At 35.7% G+C, this 24,394-nt stretch carries 17 protein-coding genes and 1 pseudogene; 9 read left to right on the top strand and 9 right to left on the bottom strand.

Annotation, left to right across the window (positions count from 1 at the left end):
* Window positions 1-611: 611 nt before the first annotated feature.
* Both AC5LWL_RS04575 and AC5LWL_RS04570 read left to right on the top strand, forming a co-directional pair.
* Entirely contained in the window at window positions 612-2,345 is a 1,734-nt protein-coding gene (locus AC5LWL_RS04575; protein WP_493433215.1) for an ABC transporter ATP-binding protein, read from the top strand.
* Window positions 2,346-2,629: 284 nt separating this feature from the next.
* Window positions 2,630-4,369 (top strand): DUF2207 domain-containing protein, encoded by a 1,740-nt coding sequence (locus AC5LWL_RS04570; protein WP_493433214.1) that lies wholly within the window; start codon window positions 2,630-2,632, stop codon window positions 4,367-4,369.
* A 196-nt stretch (window positions 4,370-4,565) separates the two neighbouring features.
* Here AC5LWL_RS04570 and AC5LWL_RS04565 read toward each other — a convergent pair whose 3' ends face one another.
* Both AC5LWL_RS04565 and ric read right to left on the bottom strand, forming a co-directional pair.
* On the bottom strand, window positions 4,566-5,414 hold the full coding sequence (locus tag AC5LWL_RS04565; RefSeq protein ID WP_493433213.1) for an NAD(P)-dependent oxidoreductase: 849 nt from the start codon (window positions 5,412-5,414) through the stop codon (window positions 4,566-4,568).
* A gap of 287 nt (window positions 5,415-5,701) precedes the next feature.
* Window positions 5,702-6,391 carry an iron-sulfur cluster repair di-iron protein gene (gene ric, locus AC5LWL_RS04560; RefSeq protein WP_493433212.1) on the bottom strand — a complete coding sequence of 230 codons (690 nt, stop codon included), beginning with the start codon at window positions 6,389-6,391 and terminating at the stop codon, window positions 5,702-5,704.
* Window positions 6,392-6,550: 159 nt separating this feature from the next.
* Here ric and AC5LWL_RS04555 point away from each other — a divergent pair, with 159 nt between their 5' ends.
* The gene (locus AC5LWL_RS04555; protein ID WP_493433211.1) at window positions 6,551-7,246 is read left to right on the top strand and encodes a Crp/Fnr family transcriptional regulator; all 696 of its coding nucleotides are present in this window, start codon (window positions 6,551-6,553) and stop codon (window positions 7,244-7,246) included.
* A gap of 140 nt (window positions 7,247-7,386) precedes the next feature.
* Here the strand turns inward: AC5LWL_RS04555 and AC5LWL_RS04550 are convergent, their stop codons facing one another.
* The 7 genes and pseudogenes from AC5LWL_RS04550 to AC5LWL_RS04520 all read right to left on the bottom strand — a co-directional run.
* Entirely contained in the window at window positions 7,387-8,118 is a 732-nt protein-coding gene (locus AC5LWL_RS04550) for a ZIP family metal transporter (protein WP_493433210.1), read from the bottom strand.
* A 1,309-nt stretch (window positions 8,119-9,427) separates the two neighbouring features.
* Window positions 9,428-10,912: a glycosyltransferase family 2 protein gene (locus AC5LWL_RS04545; RefSeq protein ID WP_493436543.1), complete on the bottom strand. Its 1,485-nt coding sequence runs from the start codon at window positions 10,910-10,912 to the stop codon at window positions 9,428-9,430.
* Between the two features lie 698 nt (window positions 10,913-11,610).
* Window positions 11,611-13,083, bottom strand: a complete 1,473-nt coding sequence (locus AC5LWL_RS04540; protein WP_493433209.1) for a glycoside hydrolase family 32 protein — start codon at window positions 13,081-13,083, stop codon at window positions 11,611-11,613.
* A gap of 11 nt (window positions 13,084-13,094) precedes the next feature.
* A complete protein-coding gene (locus AC5LWL_RS04535; RefSeq protein WP_493433208.1) occupies window positions 13,095-14,336 on the bottom strand; it encodes an MFS transporter in 1,242 nt (413 codons plus the stop codon).
* Window positions 14,337-14,638: 302 nt separating this feature from the next.
* Complete coding sequence (locus AC5LWL_RS04530; RefSeq protein WP_493433207.1) at window positions 14,639-15,622, bottom strand: LacI family DNA-binding transcriptional regulator; 984 nt, start codon at window positions 15,620-15,622, stop codon at window positions 14,639-14,641.
* 334 nt (window positions 15,623-15,956) lie between these two features.
* A complete protein-coding gene (gene ggt / locus AC5LWL_RS04525) occupies window positions 15,957-17,537 on the bottom strand; it encodes a gamma-glutamyltransferase (RefSeq protein ID WP_493433206.1) in 1,581 nt (526 codons plus the stop codon).
* Window positions 17,534-17,899 (bottom strand): annotated as a pseudogene (locus tag AC5LWL_RS04520) (MFS transporter); the annotation flags it as partial. The pseudogene AC5LWL_RS04520 and the gene ggt, both read right to left, overlap by 4 nt.
* Before the next feature lie 609 nt (window positions 17,900-18,508).
* On the opposite strand from AC5LWL_RS04520, the gene AC5LWL_RS04515 reads away from it, so the two are divergent.
* From AC5LWL_RS04515 to AC5LWL_RS04490, 6 genes are all read left to right on the top strand, one after another.
* Window positions 18,509-19,180 (top strand): GntR family transcriptional regulator, encoded by a 672-nt coding sequence (locus AC5LWL_RS04515; protein WP_493433205.1) that lies wholly within the window; start codon window positions 18,509-18,511, stop codon window positions 19,178-19,180.
* On the top strand, window positions 19,170-20,387 hold the full coding sequence (locus AC5LWL_RS04510) for a trans-sulfuration enzyme family protein (protein ID WP_493433204.1): 1,218 nt from the start codon (window positions 19,170-19,172) through the stop codon (window positions 20,385-20,387). Before AC5LWL_RS04515 ends, AC5LWL_RS04510 begins: the two co-directional genes overlap by 11 nt.
* Window positions 20,388-20,533: 146 nt before the next feature.
* Window positions 20,534-21,550 (top strand): methionine ABC transporter ATP-binding protein, encoded by a 1,017-nt coding sequence (locus AC5LWL_RS04505; protein ID WP_493436542.1) that lies wholly within the window; start codon window positions 20,534-20,536, stop codon window positions 21,548-21,550.
* Window positions 21,550-22,209 carry a methionine ABC transporter permease gene (locus AC5LWL_RS04500; RefSeq protein ID WP_493433203.1) on the top strand — a complete coding sequence of 220 codons (660 nt, stop codon included), beginning with the start codon at window positions 21,550-21,552 and terminating at the stop codon, window positions 22,207-22,209. The genes AC5LWL_RS04505 and AC5LWL_RS04500 overlap by 1 nt, the downstream gene beginning before the upstream one ends.
* A gap of 126 nt (window positions 22,210-22,335) precedes the next feature.
* Window positions 22,336-23,367, top strand: a complete 1,032-nt coding sequence (locus tag AC5LWL_RS04495) for a uroporphyrinogen decarboxylase family protein (RefSeq protein ID WP_493433202.1) — start codon at window positions 22,336-22,338, stop codon at window positions 23,365-23,367.
* The gene (locus AC5LWL_RS04490; RefSeq protein ID WP_493433201.1) at window positions 23,367-24,185 is read left to right on the top strand and encodes a MetQ/NlpA family ABC transporter substrate-binding protein; all 819 of its coding nucleotides are present in this window, start codon (window positions 23,367-23,369) and stop codon (window positions 24,183-24,185) included. The genes AC5LWL_RS04495 and AC5LWL_RS04490 overlap by 1 nt, the downstream gene beginning before the upstream one ends.
* The last annotated feature ends 209 nt before the right edge of the window (window positions 24,186-24,394 follow it).

The following is a 24,394-nucleotide window of genomic DNA, read 5'->3' as shown; positions in this document are numbered from 1 at the left end:
ACCTCGCTCTCATAGTAACAATTAAATTTAGAGCGGTCAAAAGAATCAAATCACCCTATAAACATAGTAGAAATGCCTCTTATTAAAGATAGATACAACCTTCATCTAAACCGTAAAGACATATATCTTTCCAAAAACATTCTTTCATAAAAAGAAGCAAAAAATTTATTATTCCTTTTACCTATGCTCTCAGTTGAAACAACACATAAGACCCTATACAATTATTTTCAGATAACACAATGATAAGAGAATACACCCTATTCCACAAATAGGGAATGCGAGAAAGACGAGACCCCGCAGCGCAGCGAGGAGGCTCGTCGCTCGCCCGCAGGAAAGCGAAGTGTATTCTGACTGCGGACTAATTGAGAGTGTAAGGAACCCTCTTTTCAGGGTAGCCACCCATGCAAACAAATTTGCACTATTGCCCATGAGAACAAGCAAGTTTCTTAAGTTTATAAGCAGGGAGCAGCCGGAGACTCCTATGGGATTTGCGGGACAGGCTCGGCGCCCGCCCCATGGAAAGCGAAGTGTATTCCGGCTGTGGACTATTCGAAAGAGCCAAAGCCTCTTTTCAGGGTAGCCAATACAAAAACTAAAGGAGAATTACATTTTTGAAAAAACAACAAACAGGACTCAAAGCATTCATTGCACTACTATTATCAGCAAACATTCCTAAACTAACAATTACGATCGGCTTACTCACAAGCATTATCACCACATTAGTTGGACTGTCCATCCCTTTGCTTACAAAAAATCTAGTTGATGGATTTTCAGTAGCATCCCTAAGCATTCCCTTTATGATTCTAATTGGATCCGTTTTTATTGCACAAGCACTTATTAGTGGGGTGTCCACCTATTTACTTGCAGCCGCTGGTCAAAAAATCGTAGCTCATCTACGAGAAAAAATGTGGCTGAAACTCATTCGCCTTCCAGTTAGCTACTTTGATAAACAGCAAAGCGGAGAATCCGTCAGCAGAATTGTCAATGACACTGGCATTGTAAAAGATTTAATTTCCCAACACTTCCCCCAGTTTATTTCCGGGTTGATATCTATCATTGGGGCTCTTATTATTTTATTTATTATGGATTGGAAAATGACATTGCTCATGTTAATCTCTGTTCCTATTACCATGGCGGTCATGATTCCACTCGGCAAAAAAATGGCAAAAATCTCCCGTAGTTTACAGGATGAAACAGCCAATTTCACAGGAGATACACAACAAACCCTTTCTGAAATCCGCTTAATGAAAGCATCAACTGCGGAATCAGTTGAAGAAGCAAAAGGAATGAATGGGATTAACAAACTGTTGGGTTACGGATTAAAAGAATCCAGAATTTTTGCGATGGTTGCTCCTACCATGTATTTTGTCGTCATGATTGTGATTGTAGTTATTATCGGATATGGCGGAATACGGGTCGCAAATGGAGAAATGTCAACCGGAACCCTTATTGCGTTTTTACTGTATTTATTTCAGATTATTTTTCCTATTACATCCTTTGCCATGTTTTTTACCCAATTGCAAAAAGCAAAAGGTGCTACAGAGCGTATGATCAGCATATTGGAACTGCCGTTAGAAAAAGGACAAGAAGGCTTAGATGTCAATATAGCAAATGAGCCTATTACTGTAGCAAATGTTTCTTTTGGATATGAGGAGGATGAATCTGTTTTAAAAAACATTTCATTCGATGCCCACCCTGGTGAAATGATTGCATTTGCAGGTCCAAGCGGTGGTGGAAAAACGACTATGTTTGGATTATTAGAAAGATTTTACGAACCTACTAATGGCGAAATAAAAATTGGCGACACTCCTATTAATCAACTGTCGCTTGCATCTTGGCGCAGTCAAATCGGTTATGTATCACAAGAAAGCGCCATGATGGCAGGTACTATTCGAGAAAATTTATGCTACGGACTGCAAAATTTGCATACCATCACTGATGAGAGATTATGGGAAGTTGCTGAAATGGCATATGCCGATGGATTTATCCGCTCCTTTGCAAAAGGCATGGATACAGAAGTTGGCGAAAGAGGTGTGAAGCTTTCCGGCGGACAAAGACAGCGGATTGCCATTGCACGAGCTTTTTTACGAGATCCAAAAATTTTGATGATGGATGAAGCAACTGCAAGCTTGGACAGTCAATCAGAAGGCATTGTACAGCAGGCGTTAAGTCGTTTAATGCAAGGTAGAACAACATTTGTCATTGCCCATCGCTTATCAACTATCGTCGATGCGGACAAAATTATTTTTATTGAAAAAGGCGAAGTGACAGGAATAGGTACACACCACACATTAATTCAATCACATGACCTTTATCGGGAATTCGCCGAGCAGCAATTGGCGTAAAAGCATCATCGTTCATTCCCTTTTTCCTTACCAAGAGAAAAATGAATCCTCTTCTAAGAATGATTAACAAAGATTTTTATGATGAAAGCATGGTTTACATCAATGGAGTTTTCTTCCTTTTTGTAAACATGCTTTCTTTTTACCTTGTTCTTCTAACTTCCACCGCTTTCTACATAATCGCCCTGCCTTCTTCTAAAATCCCATTAGCTGAAAAAGGAAAACAGAGGAAATTTTGAAACTTTTCCTGTCTATTTGCGTATATGGTTAATAGGAGGTGTTAGAAAATGAAAAAATTCATCTTCATTCCATTAGCAATACTTATGATTTTTCTTCTTTTTCCAAAGACCGGACTGGCCGTGGAATATTCAATTAACGATATGAAAATCAAAGCTAATTTACAAAAAGATGGAAATGTAGAAGTACAGGAAACGCAAACCTATTCTTTCAATGGTGATTTTAATGGAATAACAAGAGAGATTTTTGCGAAGAACGGAACTTCTATTGCCAATTTCCGAGCAGAAGAAAACGGAAAATCGTTAAAGGTGGAAAAAGATAAAAATGTGTACCGCATTTATCGAAAAGGATCTGATGAAGTAATTGTTATTAATCTTTTTTATACAATAAAAAACGGCGTCGATGTGTATTCAGATACTGCCGAGTTTTATTGGCCATTTTTTGATAACAGAAATCAATCCACTTACGATAACCTTTCCATAACCATTCATCCCCCTTCTGCAACAAACGATGTGATTGCATTAGGGTATGACCAAGCTTTTGGTACAGAAAAAGTAATGCCTAATGGTTCTGTCTTATTTAACCTAGGAGAAGTTCCTTCAGAGGAAAACGGTGATATTCGTGTGGCTTATGATGCTAATTTATTTCCTGCCTCACAAAATATTCAGCAAAAATCAATGAAGGAGAGTTTCCTTTCCGAAAAAAATAAAATGATAGAGGATGCAGCGCTTTACAAAAAAGAACAAGAGAGAACTTCCTTGTTTGGAAATATAGGACTTTCCGTTTTATTTATCATTCTTTTTGGTTCCATGTATCTTCTCTTTTTAAAGCAGCGAAATAAAAAAGCAGATATTTTGCGGAATATATCTACCTCTTTCACTGTTCCCAACCAAATCATGACTCTCCCTGCCACCATTTTTTATACTAATCAAAGTCAGTTGCCTGCTGAAGCAATGGGAGCTGCTTTATTAGACTTATTAAGAAAAGGGATTATCGAAAAAACAGAAGAAAATTCCTTTCGATTAGTTAATCAACAAAAGAATTTAAAAAAACACGAACAACTATTAATCGATTTTTTGTTTTTCAAGGTTGGTAAAAAAGGAATATTTAACTTTAACGATTTAAAGCTATATATTAATAAAGAGCAAAATCATCAAAACTATCATTTCCATCAAATAAAATGGAAGCATGCAATCAAACAGGAACTTACCGAACATGCATTATATGAAAAAAACACAAAAATTAATTGTTTTTTTGTTTTCATGCTGCTTCCTGTGCTACCGTTTTTATACTATTTTCCTAGTTATAAATTATTCGGTTTATTATTTGCAGCAATCCTATTCATCATTGTAGCTCTTGCTTTTTCCCTTTTCTATCGTCCCAAAACTTATAAGGGATTAGAACTTTTGTATCAATGGAAAGCTTTGCAAAATAATTTTAATCAAATAACAAAAAGCGAATGGGAAAAGCTTTCAGAGGATGAGCGAATTCGTATATATATTTATGGACTTGGCTTAAACGATAAAGACATTACTCGCAAAAATGAAGCATTAGGTAAATCAGTTGCATTTCCAAAAATAAATCTATCACAACCAACTACAAATTATTTTAGTATGGATATCTTCACAATCTATTACTTTGGTACGCTTGCTTCCACTAATTTTTATGATGCCAATAAACTAGTAGATAAAACACTGAACAATAGCAGTGGCAGTGGTGACTCTAGTTCTTACACCGGTGGCGGTGGTGGCGGTGTAGGTGGAGGCGGCGGAGGTTCAGGAGCATTCTAATAGAAGCTGTTCAAAAAATCCTGTAAAAAGGACAAGTCGAATTTCTTCATTGGCTTATCTTCCGCTTATGATAGGCTAACTAGCGTTCATCCTAATTCTACCCATCTAAAAAACGCTTGGACATTTTTCCCAAGCGTTTTTATCTACACATTATTTTTCAGAAACAGGCAGCAAGCGTGTTTATGCTCTTCCATTATTATTTTTTCTGTAACTGCTCTATTACTGCCATAACATCTTTATCACCTAAATTGTTTGCAAATGCATCTTGAAACGTTTTATTGGCGGATTCTCCGATTGGTAATAATGCATCTGCTTCGCTGGCAAGACGCAAATCTTTTGCCATATGCTTTAATGCAAAAGCAGCGGGAAATTCATTATGCAATATACTTGGTGTCTTCATTTTTGAAATAGCTGTTCCGACCGCACTCTCAGAAATAATGGTTAGCATATCCTCTGTTTTTATGCCTTGATTTTGTGCAAATAAGACAGACTCTGCTATCCCCTGCACTGTAATGCCTAATAATAAATTAATCGCTAATTTCGCATTGCTTCCAGAACCCGTTTCTCCTAGATAGAGGGATAACTTACTCATTGGTTCAAATAAAGCTTTCACTTGTTGATAGGTTTCTTCTTCTCCACCGACCAATACAATTAAATTCCCTTCTTTTGCAGGCTGCACACTGCCTGAAACGGGGGCATCTAAAAAGGATAGATCCGCTTTTTTGGCAGCTTCAAATAATTCATTGGATGTTTTAGGAGAAACGGTACTCATATCTATAAAGATTTTTCCTGACTCTGCCATTTCAAAAAGATTATTATCGACATACAAACTTTTAACTGCCGCATCATCTGAAACCATTGTAAAAATAACATCGCTTTTTTTCACTAATTCTTGCAGATTTTCTGCTTGTGTCGCTCCTTGTTTAACAAGCGCTTCTCCTTTAGCAGCAGTGCGATTATAAACATTCACTGCAAAGCCAGCTTTTATCAGATTTGTAGCGATTGGTCTTCCCATATTTCCTAGTCCAATCCAGCCTATTTTCATCTAAAATCCCATCCTTTCCTATATTATTACCCAACTATAAGAATAGCATATTTGGTTCCATATATAATAGAAATTACCTTTCCGATTATTCTACTAAAATAATGTGAAGAAACTGGTTCATTTAATGGAAAAAAGAATGCAGTCTCCCTTTAGAATCGAATAGGAGGCACGTTACCACAGACACTTTTACTTTCAACTAATGCCCAAGCAAACTTTCACCGCTTAGTTAATGAACATGACCGGCACACCAAAGGGATCTGTTTCTAATTAAAACAGATCCCTTATCATTAAAGTCGTTTAAATAAAATATTATTCTCTAAATGAATATGATCAAATGTCATAGATTCTAGTTCTTCTAATTTTAAATATGTTAATGCATATGTGTTGCAGGCATTAGGAGGAAGCGTGTAATCCGTTGTTGCTGTGCGGATTTTCTTCAACAATTCCCCGGCTGCATCATGCTCTTCTTCTAAGTGGTCTATTTCCTCTTTGGCTTTTAATAAGGATTCTGTTGAAGAAGTTTGTTCATATGCCTTAATATTTGGGAAAATTGCTCGTTCCTCATCTAATAAATGCTGTTCCAACTCATCCTTTAATAGAAAGAAGTTAACATAAACGTCTTTTAGGTGAGCATCTCTCTCACCATGCACCCGATAAACTTTTTCTACATACACGCTTAATTCATCTAACACTTCTCTTGTCGTTTGATGATACTTTACCGTAATATGGTCAACAAGTTCTGTTAACGGTCTGCTCATCCAATCCGTGTCGTCTGCTTGATTATAGATTTTATACAAGGAGTTAATTTGTGTTAATACATCTTCCTTTTCCAATTGCTGCTCCTGTAATACTTCACCGATTGGACGGTTTCCTCCACAACAAAAATCAATTTTATATTGTTTAAAAAGCTTGCTTGCAGCTGGAAATTTGGTCACAATATCCCCGGTTTTCATCATTTCATGAAAAATAATACTCATTTATAACAGCTCCTTTTCTTAGAATATCCTTAGTATACGGAGAGAAAAGAAACCTAAATAGGATTCAAATCACATTTTTTCATTTTCTATGCTATACTTTTAATAGATTTTCATGTTATTAATTGTGAATAATTGAACATATTTATAGAGGTGAATACAATGGAGACAACTGCCTTGCTTGATCACTGTGCAAAAAGAGTTCCCATTTTCCATTCGTTATCTGAAGAAGAAATTAAAAAAGTAACCAATATGGTAAAACATAAACATTTTAAAAAGGGACAACCGCTTTTACATGAAGGGGAAAAGTCTGATACATTATTTATCATTCATAGCGGAAAAGTAAAATTATCCAAATTAACCATCTATGGTAAAGAACAAATACTTCACTTATTAACTAACGGAGATTTTTTTGGTGAAATGAATCTTTTTCATGAAGAAGAAGCAAATAATTTCAGTGCTTTTGCAATGGAAGACACTAAAATTTGTTTACTGACAAAAAAAGATATTGACAAGATGATGATGGCAAATCCTGATATCTCCGTTAAATTATTAAAAACCATTACAAAAAGATTATCCCATACAGAAGATTTAGCCCAATTATTAGCTACTAAAGATCCAGAAATTAGAATCGCCTATCTACTAGTCGAATTCTGTGAAAAATTTGGGTCAACTAAAGAGAACGGAACATTAATTGATTTACCTATTACTAGAGAAGAAATTTCCAGTTATTTAGGCCTAACAAGGGAAACAATCAGCCGCAAGCTGAGTAAATTTGCCGAATTAGGATTAATAACATTAATAGGAAACAAACAAATTTTTATTAAGGATCTAAATGTTTTCAAAGAATGGGGATAATTTCAACTTAGCTTATTCTATGCTACATCGTAATAAACTTGTAACCATGCTTCTTATCTTGTTTACTCATTTATTGAAATAGATAGTTTATAAGATGGAAATGAGGAGCACGTTTCCATCTTCATTTTTTATTAGCGTTTTTAAGAAAAATGATCCAACACTAAAGAGGTCAACAAACCAAGTGCTGTCAAGAGACCTGTAATGGAACCTCCTTCTTCATATGCTTCTGGCATCATCGTAGATCCAACCATAGCTATAATTCCTCCGCCAGCAAAAGCTCCAATCGCTGCCATTATTTGATTAGAAGCATGATCTAAAAATAAATATCCCAAAAAGGAACTTAAAGTAGAGATGATTAGTACCGTAATCCATAAGGAAAAAATTTTCTTTTTAGAATAATTGCTGTTAATCAATCCAGAAGTACTGGATAATCCTTCAGGAATATTACTGATAAAAATAGCAATAACAAGCAGCATACTAACACTTTGCTTTCCAATTAAGCTAGCGCCAATCATAATAGATTCTGGAATTGCATCCATTACTGTTCCTATAAAGATAGCAAGGCCGGATTGATTTCCCTCATTATTTCCTGCTGATCTTTTTCTATTTTGTGCTCCTCTTTTTGAAATAACAATATCCAAAATAGAAAAAACAATCGCACCTGCTAAAAACCCTAATGCAGTAGAAAACAAACCGCCGCTTTCTACTGAATCTTCAAGTAGCTCATATGTAGAAGCACCAATTAAAACACCTGTTCCAAATGCCATAATAAATCCAATAAATCGTTTCTTAATTGGCAGGAATATTGCTGCAATAGCACCTAATAAAACAGCAGACCCGGAAATTCCTCCCCACATAGCAGCATTCCACATACTATCCCTCCATTATTTTCTTCTTATTATTAGCAAAACATACTATTCTTATCATTCTCTTTTTCTGCCAAGATGAAACTTTTTGTTTCTCTTCAGTTTTCATGCTTTAACTACTATTTCCCCTTTTTACTCCTTATTTTGTATGGAAAAGGGGCGGAGCTACGTGATTTAAATAGAAATAAACACGGTTCCGTATGCAATACTTTGTTTTTTATACGAATGAATAGAGGAGTTTCTCCACTCACACCGCCTTTATTAGGTTTGGTTCTGCATTTTCCATGTTAGATGGTGGATACGAGGGACGAGTCTCCATGGGAGTTTTGTATCAGAGAGTTTCAATTACCAATCAGATTAAATCTGAGAATATTATTTTAAAGACAAAAAAAGGCTGAGACATAACTAAATAAATAATAGGTAAAGACGAACATGCTCTAATTTAGCACGTAAATGGTTACTTCCCTATACTGGTTATTTATGTTTTTTAATCTAGTTAACTCAAACTTCGCACCGTTAAATTCGCTTGCAAGTCTTGATATTACTCGGTTTAAGAACAACAAAATGGGAGGCTTGTTTTTTAGGAGGCCACTGAAAAAGTCCATAAAGAAAGAAAAAGAAGCGACTCACCTACTATATATAGAATTCCAAAGATATTTATCAGCTGTATATAGACAATAATTCGATATTTTTTCAAAAACAATCAGTTTTTCAGTGGCCTCGTTTTTTAGTGTGGGGGTTGCTTTCCACTACGGGTTGCTTCGCTTTCCGCGGGGTGGGAGCTGAGCCTCCTCGGCGTTGCCTTGCGGGGTCTCAGCCTTCCCACATTTCCCGCAGGAGTCTTCGCACCCTCCGTTACAAGCAACCTGTTTTAGAATAAGTTCTTGTCTTCGAATTTCATTACAAGGTAGGATTGCTAAACCATAGTAGCGTTGTTTTTTTTATGTTATTATTCAGCGTTATTCTACTAAAATGTGTCGCTTTTAGTCTATTCAATAAAGTGGTTTTTTTTACCAGTTCAACGACAGCAACTAATGGAGCAAAACGGCTTGATTGGAGTGGAAGGTGCGAGACTCCTGTGGGATTATCGAGACAGCTGAGACCCTGCAGGCCAAGGGCCGAAGCGGCTAAAGCCGAGCCCCACGGAAAGCGAAGTGTATGCAGGCTGCGGGTGATTACCACAAACCTTCTTTTTTACATAAATAAAAAACCCAAACCATGATACGAAATATTTTTACATCTTCGTATCATGGTTCGGGTTTATCTTCGGCTGGAATACTTATGTCCCAGCTCCACTAAATTCATGATAAACACCTTAAGCAGTATGTCTTCCGCGTAATGTCCATATTTGATATACCATCATCAACGATTTAAAAATTGTTAAATAGGTGAGCGTAATCCAACCAGCCATTAAATAGGGACTAATAGCTTGCTGAACCTTTATGCTTGTTAAAAAATCTTGGAAGTGAATGCTGGAATAAGCGGCTACTAATAGAAGGATGATAGCAAATAAAATTCCTTGTGTTAATTTACTTCTTGTCTTACCTGCTTCCGCGGCATATTGATTAGCCCAGCCATCTTTTTTATTTGCAGATAGTTTACCAAGCCAGACTTGGCCGAAAGTCATTAAATTAACCCATAAATACAATTCAGGACTAATCAGCAGTCCTGCTAAAATCACATCAATTGTTCGGTGCATAGGTGTTTTAATAGCAAGAATTATATTTAATACAGATGCTAGCCCTATTGGAATTAGCCAAATCCATGACCAAAAAAATTGGTTGGTTGCAAGAGCCACCGTTAACAAGGAAAAAAACAGGACACGTATGACTAAATCTGACAACAGCTTCATTTGGTTTCTCCATATTTTCCCTTTATGTCTTGTTTGTACACTTAAATCTTTATTTGTAAGCAAATCTACGGTTCCAGAATTCCACTTATTACGTTGCTCTCGGAAAGTATGATATGATCTCATCGCATCTACAAAGCATCGCCCTTTAGGACTTATCAGCGTTTTCCATCCAGATTTTTGCAACTGCCATGTTAATAACATATCTTCCACATCACTATCATTTTGCCATGGACCGTCTAGTTTATTATGATTGACTACCTCCTGCAATGCTTCTGGCCTAAATAGTGTCGCCTGGCCGCCAAGTACGTATGTGCTTCCACCATGATATTGAAGATCAAGAAGCCAGCTTGCCATATCCTGTTTTTGCTGATGTGTCCACCAACGTGTAATAGGACCACCATATTCACCACTCTCAATTTTCTCCTCATAATACACATCATGTTTAGAAAGAAGGCTTTTCTTTTTTGGCATACGCATTGTATACTTTGCCATTACTCCGCCAATATTACGGGCGCTCATTAATCCCTCCCATAAATATTTCAAACAATTTGGCGCAAGTCGACTATCTGCATCCATTCCTAAAACAGCTTTAATGCTTTGTTTATATAATTCCTGATGCTCTGTTAACGGATGATTATCGTAAATATCCAGCAAATCCCCATATAGCAGTTTCCAACCGGAATTTAATGCGCCAACTTTTCGAAGTTTATTATTTTCTGTCACAATTACCTTTAAGTTTAAATTAAACTCTTCACCAGCATTGATTGCTTTTTCTTCCGTGCGATCTGTACAATTATCGGCAATAACATAAACATCCATCTCTACTCCTTTTGGGAGCAATTGATCATTTAAGCCTGCTAAACAATCACGTATAGACCTTTCTTCATTATGAGCAGGAATCAATGCGATAATTCTTGGCTTCATATAAGATTTTTTTACACCAGGCATACTAAAAAAGGAAATACTACCTTTTTCTTGTTCTGCTACAACCGACAAGTACTTCACCATCTTCCGCATATTTTTTGTTGATTATTTTTAACCTTCATTCTTTTTAGACCACCACTTGTTCTTTTTAAAGAACAAATGATTCAAAAAAAAAAAAAAAAATCACTTAATTAATATTGTTGTTCACTACCTAAAATGTTCTTATTTAAGAACATTTTATCACTTGCAAAGTATCTAGTCAATTTAATTTTATAATAAAAAGTGAGAAAAATCACCTAAAACATTAAAGTTATGCGCATGAAAATGGTTTATTCTATTCTATCCTTTCGAATCATATACTAATAAATTTCATTATAACGAACATCCTGTTACGAAAATAGATTTTATTTATACAAAAAAAGATCCTCCCCCATCATAAATTCAATTATATAGAACACACCGGATCTACATAAGAAATTTTTAAATGAAAGAAAGACCTTATTTGATTTATCAAAGCACTAAAAAGACAGCCTTGCAAACAAATTTACACCATGGTACATGAAAAGAAACAGATTTCCTTGAAGCAGGGAACAGTCAGAATACACAAAATTTGCGGGATAGACGAGCCCCTGCAGCCCTCGTAGATGAGTCCCACAGGAAAGCAAAATGTATTCCACCCGCAGGCCCCGTTTTTCAAGATGACCTATAATCGTATTCTTTCCCTATTCCCAGCAGTCTTTCAACTGCCAAGCAGTAAACTCTGTTACCTCAGCCACACCATTTTCAGCGACAATTTCTATCCCCGCTCTTTCCTCTTTCGGATAGATCCGACTTGTCATTGTTGCTTCTCCATCATTAACAAATAGTTCGATAGATGAACGATCAATAAATATACGCAAAGAAAGTTCTTCAGAAGCAGATAATTTTACCGTTCTTACCCCATCCTTTATTTTTCCATAAGCAGAACAATCAAGTGTTAACTTTTGAGTATTTTTGTTATAGCGAATTTTTAAAGCTTCACTGCTGCTTCCCATAAGGTTTAAACAAATAGATTCAGCTGCTGTGCTGTTTAAGTCAAAGACAGCCTTCACTTCTAGCAATGCTTCATTTATTTCATAAAAATACTGATCTGCTACTGATTTATTTTGTAAAGCAGGATAAGCAGTTTCACGCAATTGGATCAGTTCTTCCACAGGATTCATCAAAAGCTTTCCATCTTCACTTAACGTTAAAATCCTAGGCAATGTAAGAGCACCAGCCCATCCATCTTTTTTCGTTGGCATATCAGCTTCCCACATGTCCATCCAGCCAATAGCTATTCGGCGTCCTTTATCATCTAATAAAGTTTGAACTGCATAGAAGTCATGCCCATGATCCAACTCTGTAAACTCTCCATAAACAAACTCGTTGTTTTCATAATTGTACTCACCGATTAAAGAGCCTGTTTGGAAAAGATTTTGATAACGTTCTTCTTCCGCTTCCATTCCTTGTGGAGAGAAAAGCAATACATACTTCCCATCTAATTCAAAGAAATCAGGACATTCCCACATAAAACCAAGCGTTCCATCGCTTTCGGCAAGCACACCAATATACTCCCATTTTCTTAAGTCAGCAGATTTATATAAAATAACTCTGCCAGTCTCTTCTCTAGTAGCATTTCCGAGAATCATATACCATTCGTTATTATGCTTCCAAACCTTTGGATCACGAAAATGGTGAGAGCTATCCGCTGGCGGCTCTGCGATAACTGGATTTTCTCCGACTTTTTCAAAAGAAATGCCATCCTTACTTACAGCGATATTTTGATTTTGAAAGAATATATCCTTCTCTTTATCTGTATAATGATGTCCTGTATAAATCAGCGTTAATTCTCCATTATTATCAACCGCACTTCCGGAAAAACATCCATCTTTATCACAAGCATCCCCTGGAGCCAACGCAATCGGTAAATGCTCCCATTGAACAAGATCCTTCGATTTTACATGACCCCAATGCATCGGTCCCCAATTTTCATCATACGGATGATGCTGGAAAAACACATGATACTCCCCATTAAACTGAACTAATCCGTTTGGATCATTAATCCAATTAGCAGGGGCCATAATATGATAGCCTAGTCGATACTGTTTGTTCATTTTCTTTACTGTTTCTTTCATCGCTTCTTCTGCTTTTTTTAAACTATTTGTCTGCAACATATATTTTCCCCCTAAATGGTTTTTATCATAACGTCTTTTCGACGGGCATTTTTTGTATTTTTCCGTTCATTAAGCAATGTAAACATAGAGATAGTCGTGAAGACAAGAACAAGTATCCCCATTACTAAATAAGTATGACGGAAACCAATGCTATCGTAAAGTCCCCCGGCAATTGGTGATAGAATAGATGCTCCAACTTGTGAAGCAAATTGGAAACCTACTAAATAAAGAACAGACGATAATCGTGTATCAAAATTTGCTGCTAAATATTTAAAAATGGCAATCAGCATAATTGGCAATTCTAATGCATGAATTAATTTCATCGTAGAAATACCAACTGGACCAACGACAATACCTGAGCCAATAATACGGAATGCCATTAACATACCTGCTAGAATTAAGCTGTTTTTCGCCCCTACTTTATTTACCACATAAGGCGCTAGGAACATCATACCTGCTTCCAAAAATACTTGAAAAGAGTTCAAATAGCCAAACACTTGATTTCCTACTGCTTCTGATGGAAATAAAGAAGAATAATAGATAGGAAATTGCTGATCATACACACTATAAACACATGTTACTCCAATAACATATAACATTAAAAACCAGAAATGTTTTAAAAGAAATAGCTTGCCTACATCTTTTAACGTAATAGAATCCGCTTTCAAAATTTCTTGTTCTGTCATTTCAATTCTAACCGATAGAATAATAGCTACCAATATCACAGCTGAGACAGAGGCAACCCAGAAATTAATAGTTGGATTTATATTAAATAATTGTCCTGCAAAAAAAGTCGCTGCTGCCCACCCTAAGGAGCCCCACATTCTTGATTTACCATATTCAAATTCATATTTTCGACTTACTTTTTCAATATAAGATTCAATTGCACCGATTCCAGCTAAAAAGGAGACGCCAAGATATAACCCACCAACAAGGGCACCTAATATTACATTATATTGCAATAATGGACCATAAACATAAATATAAAACGGACCAACCAACACAAGCAGGATGCTAATCGCAAATAATATATGTTTTTTCAATCCAATTTTATCCGAGATAAATCCATAAAGCGGTTGCATACACAAGGCGAAGATAGCGTTTACAGAAAAGATTAAACCAGTTTCGGCTCCATTTAAATTTATTTCCTGTCCTAACCAAATAGAAAATAAGGAATAGCTAGATGACCAAGTAAAAAAGAAAAAGAAAAAATACGCACTAAGTTTCCAATACAGAGTCCTTGAACTTTTCATAGTGATTACTCCTTTTTTAAGATTATTATCATTCACTAAATCACTTGAAATCGCTTACAATTTTATTTTATGTCAACCGGTTTCATAAGTCAACACTTTTATGTCAACCGGTTTCATATTTTTGTAAAACCATACTTTTTCACTAGAAAACAAAGCTTGTACCGGTTCGTTTTCTCTACTTTTAAAAGGGTTACAGAGGTAAAGCTCCTAAAGCAGCAATGGAATGTGGCTAGGATCGATGAAATATATATTCCTTCTATAATCCAGCTGCATTCCATTTATCTGAAATTACCTCTTCTTTATTAAATTGTTTTTCCGATAAGAAGCTTTACAGGATGATTCACTTGCAACGGTATTTCACTAAATTCTCCATCCATTTGCTTGAGCAAAATCTCTATCGCTGATTCTGCCAACAGCCTAATCGGTTGTTGAATCGTTGTTAAGTTAGGAAATAAACTTTGAGTAGTTTCTGTTCCATCATAACCAATAACTTTTATATCTTGAGGGATTTTTTTCCCGCTTGCTTCTGCTTCTCTTATAAAAGAAGCAGCAAAAATATCATTGCTGGCAAAAACCCCATCAACATCTGGAGCCTCCTCTAAAATTTTCTTCATAACCTCCAATTGACTTTGTGGATTAAAAGTTTCATGTATTTCATATGTAATAGACACTAGCCCGTTGCTTTCCATCACATCCTCATATGCTTTTCTTCTGAGCATAGCCGGAGTTGCAAAATTCACTGGTCCATTAATATGAACGATTCGTTTACAACCTTTTGAAATTAACAGTTCAGTTGCCAGTTTTCCCCCTTCATAATTATCAGAACTGACAATCGGAATATTTTCTGATAAGGTACGGTCAATCGCTACCACCGCTAAGTGCTGCTTTTGATAGTCAAGAATTCCTTGATTATGTGTTCCTACAATAATTCCATCTACTTGATTGCGCATTAGCATATCTAAATATTTCTCTTCTTTTTCTATATCATTTAAACTATTGCAAAGCAGCACTTTATAATCAATGGAAGCACATATATTTTCAATTTCAAACGTAAGTTCGCCAAAAAATGGATTCGTTGTTGTTGGGATAATAAGACCAATTACATTTGTTCGCTTATTATATAAGGACCTGGCAAGTTCATTTGGATAATAATTTAACTCTTTCATTGCTTTATATACATTTTCTTTCGTTTTTTCTCCAATATAGCCACGATTATTTAGAACACGGGAAACTGTTGTTGGTGAAACACCGGCCAGTTTTGCCACATCTTTAATTTTTGGTTTCATAGAGTTCCTCCGTTTTGTTCACTACAATAAAATTCTATTCTACTTTTCTTATAGATCCAAATTTAAAATCAGTACATAATACTAGTTTAGGCAGTGACTAATACGATATACCTTAATAATAACGACAATCCTCTTATTTGTATACGCTTACTTTTTAATTTTCAGAAGATATATCGATTAATCACATTATATAGAAATGAATTTAAATCGTGAGGATGTTGGATGGGAGCACTAAACTGGTGCTTTTCTTATTTATCCTTTGCTAAACAGTAAAAAAAGTGAACCTTCCAAAAGAAAAAGTTCACTTTTCATCTTTATATCGCCGATACAGTTTTTATCTACCTACTGCTGCTCCATCACTTCTTGGATCCACACCGCCATATAAAACACCTTGTTCATCCATTAAAATAGCGTTAGCGTGTCCCATTATCCCATCAAATGCTTCTACACGGTTTACTATATGACCAGCTTTTTGTAATTTTTCCAATACTTCCTGTGACACTCTTCCCTCGATTTTTAACTCTTGTATTTTCTCACCCCAAGTTCGTCCCCATACAAATCTTGGTTCACTTATCGCTTCCTGGGGATCAAATCCGTAATCCAGCATCCGTGTTACCATTAATGTCTGCGTTTGCGACTGTCCCTCCCCACCTTGTGTTCCGTATAACACATATGGTTTGTCGCATTTAAACGCCATTGCTGGCATTAATGTATGAAAAGTTCTTTTCTCCGGCTCCAATGTATTCACATGGTCTGGATCAAGCGAAAAAAATGATCCCCTATTTTGCATCGTAATGCCTGTATTCCCCGCAACTATCCCCGAACCAAATTCAAAATATAAGCTTTGAATAAAAGAAACAGCATTCCCATCTTTATCAACAACCGCTGCATATGCTGTGTCATTGCCAACAGGACGAGAAACTAAATCATTGGTACGTTTAAAAGAAATGGACTCTGCCATTTCCTTTGCATAGTCTTTACTTAATAATCGATCTAACGGAATATTATTAAAGTCAGGATCTGTTAAATATTCATTTCGGTCTTGAAAGCTTCTTTTCACTGCTTCTACTAACAGATGGTAATATTCATAAGAACCATAAGGAATCGATGATAAGTCAAAATTCTCCAAGATATTTAAGATCATCAAGCCAACAAATCCTTGCGAGTTTGGCGGTACTTGATACATCGTATATTCACGATAAGTGCTCGATAATGGTTCGCTCCATTCTCCTTGATGTGCGGCAAAATCAGCTAAGATTAACTGGCCCCCTTGTTCCTCTAGACTATTAATTATCTCCTTTGCCAATTCACCTTTGTAAAAATCATCTCTTCCATGTGCAGCTAAACGTTTTAAAGTAGCAGCTAAATCCTTCTGGACGAATCTTGAAAATTTATTTGGAATTTTTCCTTCTGGCAAAAAAATCTCTGCTGTTTCTTTAACCGCCTGTAAAAGCTCTACATTTTTCACTGTATTTTCATATTGGTCATTCGAAAGAGGGAAACCTTTTTCTGCATATTCCAACGCCGGAGCTAAAACCTCCGCAAGGGACATATTCCCATATTCCTTTATGATTGCATCCCAGCTGTCTACCATGCCAGGCACTGTAATAACACTCTCTATCCCACGAAATGGAATGGACTCTTTTCCAGCATAATTATTTCGTGTTATATTTGCACCAGATTTTCCACTGCCATTATAGGAGCGGACATTTCCTTCTGCAACATTATATGTTAACCAAAAGGAATCACCTCCAAGTCCAGTCATATGTGGGTAAACCACGGCTAAACAAGCACTTACTGCAACAGCTGCATCAAATGCATTTCCGCCTTTTTCTAATATTCTTTCCCCTGCTTGAGATGCTAAATAATGTGGACTAACTACCATCGAAGTGGTCCCAACTATTACTTTATTCAAACTGTTGTTTCCTCCTTTTTCATTATGCCAAAAGTATTTAATTGTTTTCCTTCTGTCTCATTTTCATCACTAGTAAACAAGAATAATACTGCACCAATCACTAATAATCCTCCTGCTAAATAGAATCCAAATTCAAGACTACCAGTTTTATCTGCAAAATATCCTGTAATATATGGTGCAAAAATGGATGAAAGCATTCCACTGAAATTGAAGAAACCATATACTTTAGAATACATTGATTGCGGTGTAATATCAGCCATATAAGAAATTAAAACAGGATCAAGGGCTAATTTCCCAAGAAGACCATATACACATAACCCTACAATTAGAAAGGAATAATTTTCTGTATAAGGAATCGCAAAAGTTGAGACAATCATATCATGTATAGTTTTTTTTAAAATGAAACTCGTCAGATAATCTAACAAACTATTTTTTCCATTGGTAAATAATTTTAATATTTAAATTTCAAAACGAAATATAATCACTTAATATACTATCATTTTGTATTGTTGGTATCCTTTTCATAAAAGAAATGCTTACACATTGGTTCTTATTTAATAAACTCTCCTTAAAATACTTTTAAAAACCCTCTTTGCGCTTTTCCATCCTACTAATAGAAAAGCGTAAGCGCCCTTATTAATCGACAGAGTAAGCTGAGATCCGCTAGATGTGGCATTCTTCATTTATGTATTTTTAAAAAAAACATATTGACGATAAAAAAAGGAGCTAGTATACTACTATCATAAAGTAGTCAGAAAATTTAAATTCTTCAAATAAATAAATGTATACAATTATACAACAATCAACGAAACCAGTTACAGTTGACATAACATAGTTAGTTGGACATTCTTCGTGAATCTATTAAACAAATTTAAGCAGAAGAAATAGACTTTATATTGGTAGTGAAAAAACTATCGTCATAATTGTATACAATTATACAGTTATTCAATTGTATAAATTAGGAGGAAAATATGAATAGTGTACATAGCCGCCGATTAACAAAAGATCATGCTTATTCGGTGTTAAAACAAAAAATTATAGAAGGCATTTTAAAACCAGATGAAATTGTTCGAGAAGAACAGTTGGCTGCTATGTTGGAAATAAGCAGAACTCCATTACGAGAAGCCATTCAACGATTAGAATTAGAAGATTTTCTAGTGAGACAGACAAACGGCCGTTTAAAAGTGGCTTCTGTTAATAAAAAAGAAATGAAAGAAATATTTCTAATAAGAAGTATGTTAGAAGGGAGTATTGCTAAAAGTGCAGCATTACTTGCAACTGAACACGATATTATTAATTTAACCAATCTATTAGAAAAAATTAAATCCTCTTTTCTGCAGCAATCCAATCATGAGTTTGTTTCCTATGGATTTGAATTTCATGATTATTTAGGAAAAATTAGTGGACTAACTACTTTTGAAAAAATATTAAATATGCTTAGAGATCATTCTCTCCGTTATTGCCTCCTTGTTTCTGCCAATGGCGATTGGAATGCTCAAGCAGATGAGGAACACAGCTTAATCTTGCAAAAAATAATCGAGAAGAATCCTGACGCAGCGGAAAATGCGATGAAAGATCATATATTTAGCAGCTTAGCAACTGCAATGGAAAGAATAGAAAGGTTGGATATAGATGAAGAATAGTACATGGAGAATTGATACAAAAGTTATTCATGAAAACCAAATGCCAGATTCAGAAACAAGAGCAATTTCTACAAGTATTACACCAGCCGTTGCTTATGCTTTTCCAGATGTACAAACTGCCGCCGCAGTAGTCGCTGGTGAAGAAGAAGGTACATTTTACGGGCGCTATGGAAATCCAACTTTAGCAAAATTAGAGAAAAAAATTGCTTCTTTAGAAGGAGGAGAAGCTGCCCTAGGGGTTGCAAGCGGAATGGCTGCTATTGCTACCGCCCTTCTCGCATATGTAAAAAAAGATGATCATGTACTTGTTACAAAAGATGTTTATGGAGGAACTTACAGCTTTTTAGCTTCTATTGCCATTCGATACGGTATTCAGTTTGATTATGTAGATTGTACGGACATCCATTCTATTAAACAAGCAATTAAACAAAATACAAAAGCAATTTATATCGAAACCCCTTCTAATCCTTTATTAACCATCCTTGATATAAAGGAGATAGCTGAAATCTGTAAGTCTAATAACCTTCCACTTATTGTGGACAACACATTTATGACACCCTACCTGCAGAAACCTTTGGAAGACGGGGCAACTATTGTCGTCCATAGTGCAACAAAATATATCAACGGACATGGAGATGTGCTTGCAGGCTTTATTGTTGGAAATCAACAGACTATTCATTATATGAGAAAAACATTAATGGGGAATTTGGGGCAAAATTTAAATGCCTTTGACGCTTATTTAATTTTAAGAGGATTAAAAACAATGGCATTGCGAATGCAAAGACATTGTGACAATGCATGGAAAGTTGCCCAATTCCTAGAATCCCACCCAGCTGTTAAACAAGTCTATTATCCCGGTCTTCCTTCCCACCCTCAACATGAACTTGCAAAAAAGCAGATGAAATTAATGGGGGGTATCGTATCTTTTGAAATAAAAGGAGATTACCATACCGCCACAACTTTTATGAATGCACTGAAACTGGCTTATATTTCCTTTAGCTTAGGAGATCCAGAAACACTAGTTCAGCATCCAGCATCTATGACTCATGCTTCTATCCCAACAAAAGAAAAAATTAAATTCAACATATCCGATGAATTAATCCGTATTTCCCTAGGATTAGAGGATGCAGAAGATATTATCGATGATATTGAACAAGCGTTAACAGCATATTCCATGCCACAAAAAATAACGAATATGTATAAATAGTTCTTTTTACCTATTTATATCTATCGATTTGAGAGGTATTTTATTACCTATAGGTTTAATAGGAATTGATGTATATTACCCATTATTAATTAGTAGAATATTCCACTTAAATATAGAGTATACAAACAGGGGGAAAAGATATGCCAATGATTGAGCTAAGAGACATATACAAAACTTATCACCGAAAAGGCATTTCCAATGATGCACTTAAGGGAATTAATGTAAAGGTAGAAGAAGGAGATATTTTCGGAGTAATTGGATATAGTGGAGCGGGGAAAAGTACACTGATTCGTTTAGTAAACTATCTGGAAAAACCAACAAAAGGGGAAGTATTTGTTAACGGCGTCTCCCTTGCCAGCTATAGTGAGAAACAACTTCGTGCTACAAAAAAGAAAATAGGGATGATTTTTCAACACTTTAATTTATTAGAATCAAAAAAAGTATTTGATAATGTCGCCATTCCTCTTGTCCTTCAAAGAAAAAAGAAAGACGAAATAGAAAAACGTGTAAAAGAATTATTAGAATTTGTTGGTTTAAGCGATAAAGCAAGCAGTTATCCAAATGAATTATCAGGCGGGCAAAAACAACGTGTAGGCATTGCAAGAGCACTTGCTTCCAACCCGTCCATTCTATTATGTGATGAGGCAACATCTGCATTGGATCCTCAAACAACACAATCCATATTGCAGTTGTTAAAAAAAATAAATGCTGAGTATAACATTACTGTTATGATTATCACACATGAAATGGCCGTTATTCAGGAAATATGCAATAAAGTTGCTGTAATGGAGCAAGGAAAAATTATTGAACAAGGATCGGTTTTAGAAGTTTTCGGCAAACCACAGCATCCTACAACGAAGAATTTTGTTAAAACCGTCATCAATACTAATATTCCAAGTACGATTCAGAAAAAAGCAAACGAGCTTTCAGGAAGTCGCTATAAATTGGAGTTTGTTGGAGAATCTGCATCAGAGCCGATTATTTATGAACTTATTCACCAATATAAAATTAAGCTTAATATTCTTTTTGCCAATATGACAGAAATTCAAGGAACAGCTTTAGGGAACATGATTGTCCAGTTTAACGGGGATGCTTCAGCAATAACAGAAGCACTTGCTTATCTAAAATCACAGGGTGTCTTCATTGAGGAGGTTACAGAATAATGATTAGTACAACCATTTCATTAGATCAATTTTTCCAAGCAATTATTGATACGATTTACATGGTGGGATTCTCCCTCTTAATAGGAAGTTTAATTGGAATTCCACTTGGTATTTTATTGGTAGTTACAAGAAGTGGAGGCGTACTGGAAAATAAGATTTTATACAATCTATTAAACCCAATTATTAATATTGTCCGCTCTCTTCCATTTATTATTTTATTAGTTGCTATCATTCCTTTTACACGATTAATTGTCCAAACATCAATCGGGACTGCAGCAGCTATCGTACCACTTATTATTTATATAGCTCCCTATATTGGAAGATTAGTAGAAAACTCCTTATTGGATGTAAATCCTGGGATATTAGAAGCAGCAGAATCAATGGGTGCCACTCCATTTCAAGTCATTTGGCATTTTCTATTGCCTGAAGCTTTTGGATCGTTAATCCTAACTTTAACAACTGCTACTGTCGGTCTAATTGGAGCTACCGCAATGGCTGGTACAGTTGGTGGAGGTGGTGTTGGTGATTTAGCCATTTCATACGGATACCAGCGATTTGATACCATTGTCATGATAGCTACCGTCATCGTTCTGATCATTTTTGTCCAAGGAATGCAATCACTTGGAAACTATCTAGCAAGAAAAGTAAGACGGAACTAAAAGAGGGAATTTCCTTCTTCAGAGTGCAGGCAATATTTTAAGATATTTGTCGGCAGTCTGAAGAAGGAAAACCTTCCCTCTTTAGCATGAAGAATATAGAATAGAGATTAAATAGGAGGTAAAAAAATGGGCTCATGGACGAAACAAGAAAGATTTAATGCTTTATTATCTGGAGAAAAAGCTGATCGTCCAATCGTAAGTGCATGGCGGCATTTTATTGAAAAGGAACAAAATGCAGAAGATTTAGCAGAAACAACGATTAATTTTACAAAAAAATTCAATTGGGATTGGGTAAAAATTAATCCAAGAGCCACTTATTTAGCAGAGATTTGGGGAAATTCATATGACTTTCAAACGTATCAAACCGTTTTTCCGAAACAGCTGACAACAGCTATTCCAAATCCAGCAGATATATGGAATATTGAAGTAAAAAAAGCGCTTGCTTCTGCACCATTAGTGGAACAATTGCAAGCAGCCAAAGCGATACGCCAAGGTTTGCCTGATACCCCACTTACACAAACCATTTTCTCGCCGTTAACTGTTTTGCTTTTTATAGCGGGAAGATCTGCTTATGTATATGAAACAGTATTTGGCATTAAAAACCCTGTCAGTTTAGAAAGCTTATTTACAGAGAATCGAGCAGCAGTCCATCATGCTTTACACTCTATTTCGCTGACCTTGGCTGATTATGTAGCAGAATTATACAAGGTTGGAATAGATGGACTTTTCTATGCTGTTACTGGAACAGCTCATCCGCAGCTTTTTGATGAAGCAGCCTTTAATGAATTTTCACGACCATATGATTCCATTGTTTTAGATGCTGCACAAGGCGGAAAAAGAATTCTTCATACTTGCGGTCCATATGCCCTTCCAGAAAGGTTCAATGATTATCCAATAGAAGGAATCAGCTGGGATACAAAGGCAGATGGAAATCCAGACTTACATGCTGACGTAAAAGCAACAAAGGTTGGTGGAGTCGATCATCACCTATTTGCAGGAGATAATGTTCAAACCATCACAAATGAGGCGGAAAAAGCATTAAAACAAATGGAAAACGAGCCTTTTATTTTAGCTCCAAACTGTGCTATCCCTCTTACCGTAAAAGATAAAGCATTACAAGCATTTTATGATTCTATATTAGAAAAGGAGACAAACTAATGAAAAAAATCTTATTTTTAGCAATCATTGGACTTATCTTTGTTTTAGGAGCTTGTGGAAATGATAAAAAAGCAGGTGAGGATAAAAAAGAAATCACCGTTGGCTTTGGTGTCGGAACATATGAAGATCAATTTCGCAAAGGAATCCTGCCTATTTTAGAAGATGAAGGATACAAAGTTACTGTAAAAACATTCAGCCAAAACATGCAAGTAAACCCAGCAATGAAAGAAGGCTCCATTGATGCAAGTATCTTCCAAAGTACTGCCTATATGGAAGGAATCAATAAAGAACTAAATACGAAAATGACTGGCCTTACATTTGTTCCAAGTGCACCTCAAGGTCTATATTCAAAAAAACATACATCTCTTGATGAAGTGAAAGATGGTTCAACTGTTGCTCTTCCTAATGATCCTGTTAACCAAGAACGCGCAGTTCGCATTTTAGAAGACCTTGGATGGGTAAAAGTAGCAAAAGACGCTGGTACAACTGATTTCAATTTAAAAAGTGTAACACCAGATAAATACAAAATCGATTTTAAAATCTTAGATCCTGCACAAATTTTAGTTTCTTTGCAAGATGTTGATTTTGGTGTTGTGAACGGAAACTATATTGCAAATGCTGGTCAAAAAATTACCGATGCCCTTCAAATCGAAAATACACCTGAACAGCATCGCATCATTGTTTCCATCAATGAAGCAGACAAAAATACACAATGGGCAAAAGATTTAAAAGCAGCCTATGAATCTGATAAATTTAAATCATATATTGAATCTGAAGGAAAATATGATGGATTTATTTTGTTGGATTCTTGGAAATAATTTAGTTTGTCCCACTCTTAACAGGCAGCATCCCTTCAACTTGGGGATGCTTTGAAACCGAGGAAGCTAGTGGCAAAAATCGGACCGTAAATCCGATAAGTTCAACCTTCTATCAGTAGAGGCGAAATCCTCCACTAATGGAAGAATCACTTTATAAATAAAGATCCTAATAAGAAATTTTTCAGAATGATCAGCACTCCTCCGTTTTT

Source organism: Niallia sp. WK069_GA_01 (assembly GCF_983173855.1).
The sequence above is the reverse complement of the archived record's forward strand: the minus strand, read 5'-3'. Positions and strand labels throughout refer to the sequence as shown.

What these genes read in the sequence shown, in the direction of transcription:
- AC5LWL_RS04570 (WP_493433214.1), top strand. Translation starts at nt 2,630, where the DNA reads ATGAAAAAATTCATCTTCATTCCATTAGCAATACTTATGATTTTTCTT.
- AC5LWL_RS04565 (WP_493433213.1), bottom strand. Translation starts at nt 5,414, where the DNA reads ATGAAAATAGGCTGGATTGGACTAGGAAATATGGGAAGACCAATCGCT.
- ric (WP_493433212.1), bottom strand. Translation starts at nt 6,391, where the DNA reads ATGAGTATTATTTTTCATGAAATGATGAAAACCGGGGATATTGTGACC.
- AC5LWL_RS04555 (WP_493433211.1), top strand. Translation starts at nt 6,551, where the DNA reads ATGGAGACAACTGCCTTGCTTGATCACTGTGCAAAAAGAGTTCCCATT.
- AC5LWL_RS04550 (WP_493433210.1), bottom strand. Translation starts at nt 8,118, where the DNA reads ATGTGGAATGCTGCTATGTGGGGAGGAATTTCCGGGTCTGCTGTTTTA.
- AC5LWL_RS04545 (WP_493436543.1), bottom strand. Translation starts at nt 10,912, where the DNA reads ATGCCTGGTGTAAAAAAATCTTATATGAAGCCAAGAATTATCGCATTG.
- AC5LWL_RS04540 (WP_493433209.1), bottom strand. Translation starts at nt 13,083, where the DNA reads ATGTTGCAGACAAATAGTTTAAAAAAAGCAGAAGAAGCGATGAAAGAA.
- AC5LWL_RS04535 (WP_493433208.1), bottom strand. Translation starts at nt 14,336, where the DNA reads ATGAAAAGTTCAAGGACTCTGTATTGGAAACTTAGTGCGTATTTTTTC.
- AC5LWL_RS04530 (WP_493433207.1), bottom strand. Translation starts at nt 15,622, where the DNA reads ATGAAACCAAAAATTAAAGATGTGGCAAAACTGGCCGGTGTTTCACCA.
- AC5LWL_RS04515 (WP_493433205.1), top strand. Translation starts at nt 18,509, where the DNA reads ATGAATAGTGTACATAGCCGCCGATTAACAAAAGATCATGCTTATTCG.
- AC5LWL_RS04510 (WP_493433204.1), top strand. Translation starts at nt 19,170, where the DNA reads ATGAAGAATAGTACATGGAGAATTGATACAAAAGTTATTCATGAAAAC.
- AC5LWL_RS04505 (WP_493436542.1), top strand. Translation starts at nt 20,534, where the DNA reads ATGATTGAGCTAAGAGACATATACAAAACTTATCACCGAAAAGGCATT.
- AC5LWL_RS04500 (WP_493433203.1), top strand. Translation starts at nt 21,550, where the DNA reads ATGATTAGTACAACCATTTCATTAGATCAATTTTTCCAAGCAATTATT.
- AC5LWL_RS04495 (WP_493433202.1), top strand. Translation starts at nt 22,336, where the DNA reads ATGGGCTCATGGACGAAACAAGAAAGATTTAATGCTTTATTATCTGGA.
- AC5LWL_RS04490 (WP_493433201.1), top strand. Translation starts at nt 23,367, where the DNA reads ATGAAAAAAATCTTATTTTTAGCAATCATTGGACTTATCTTTGTTTTA.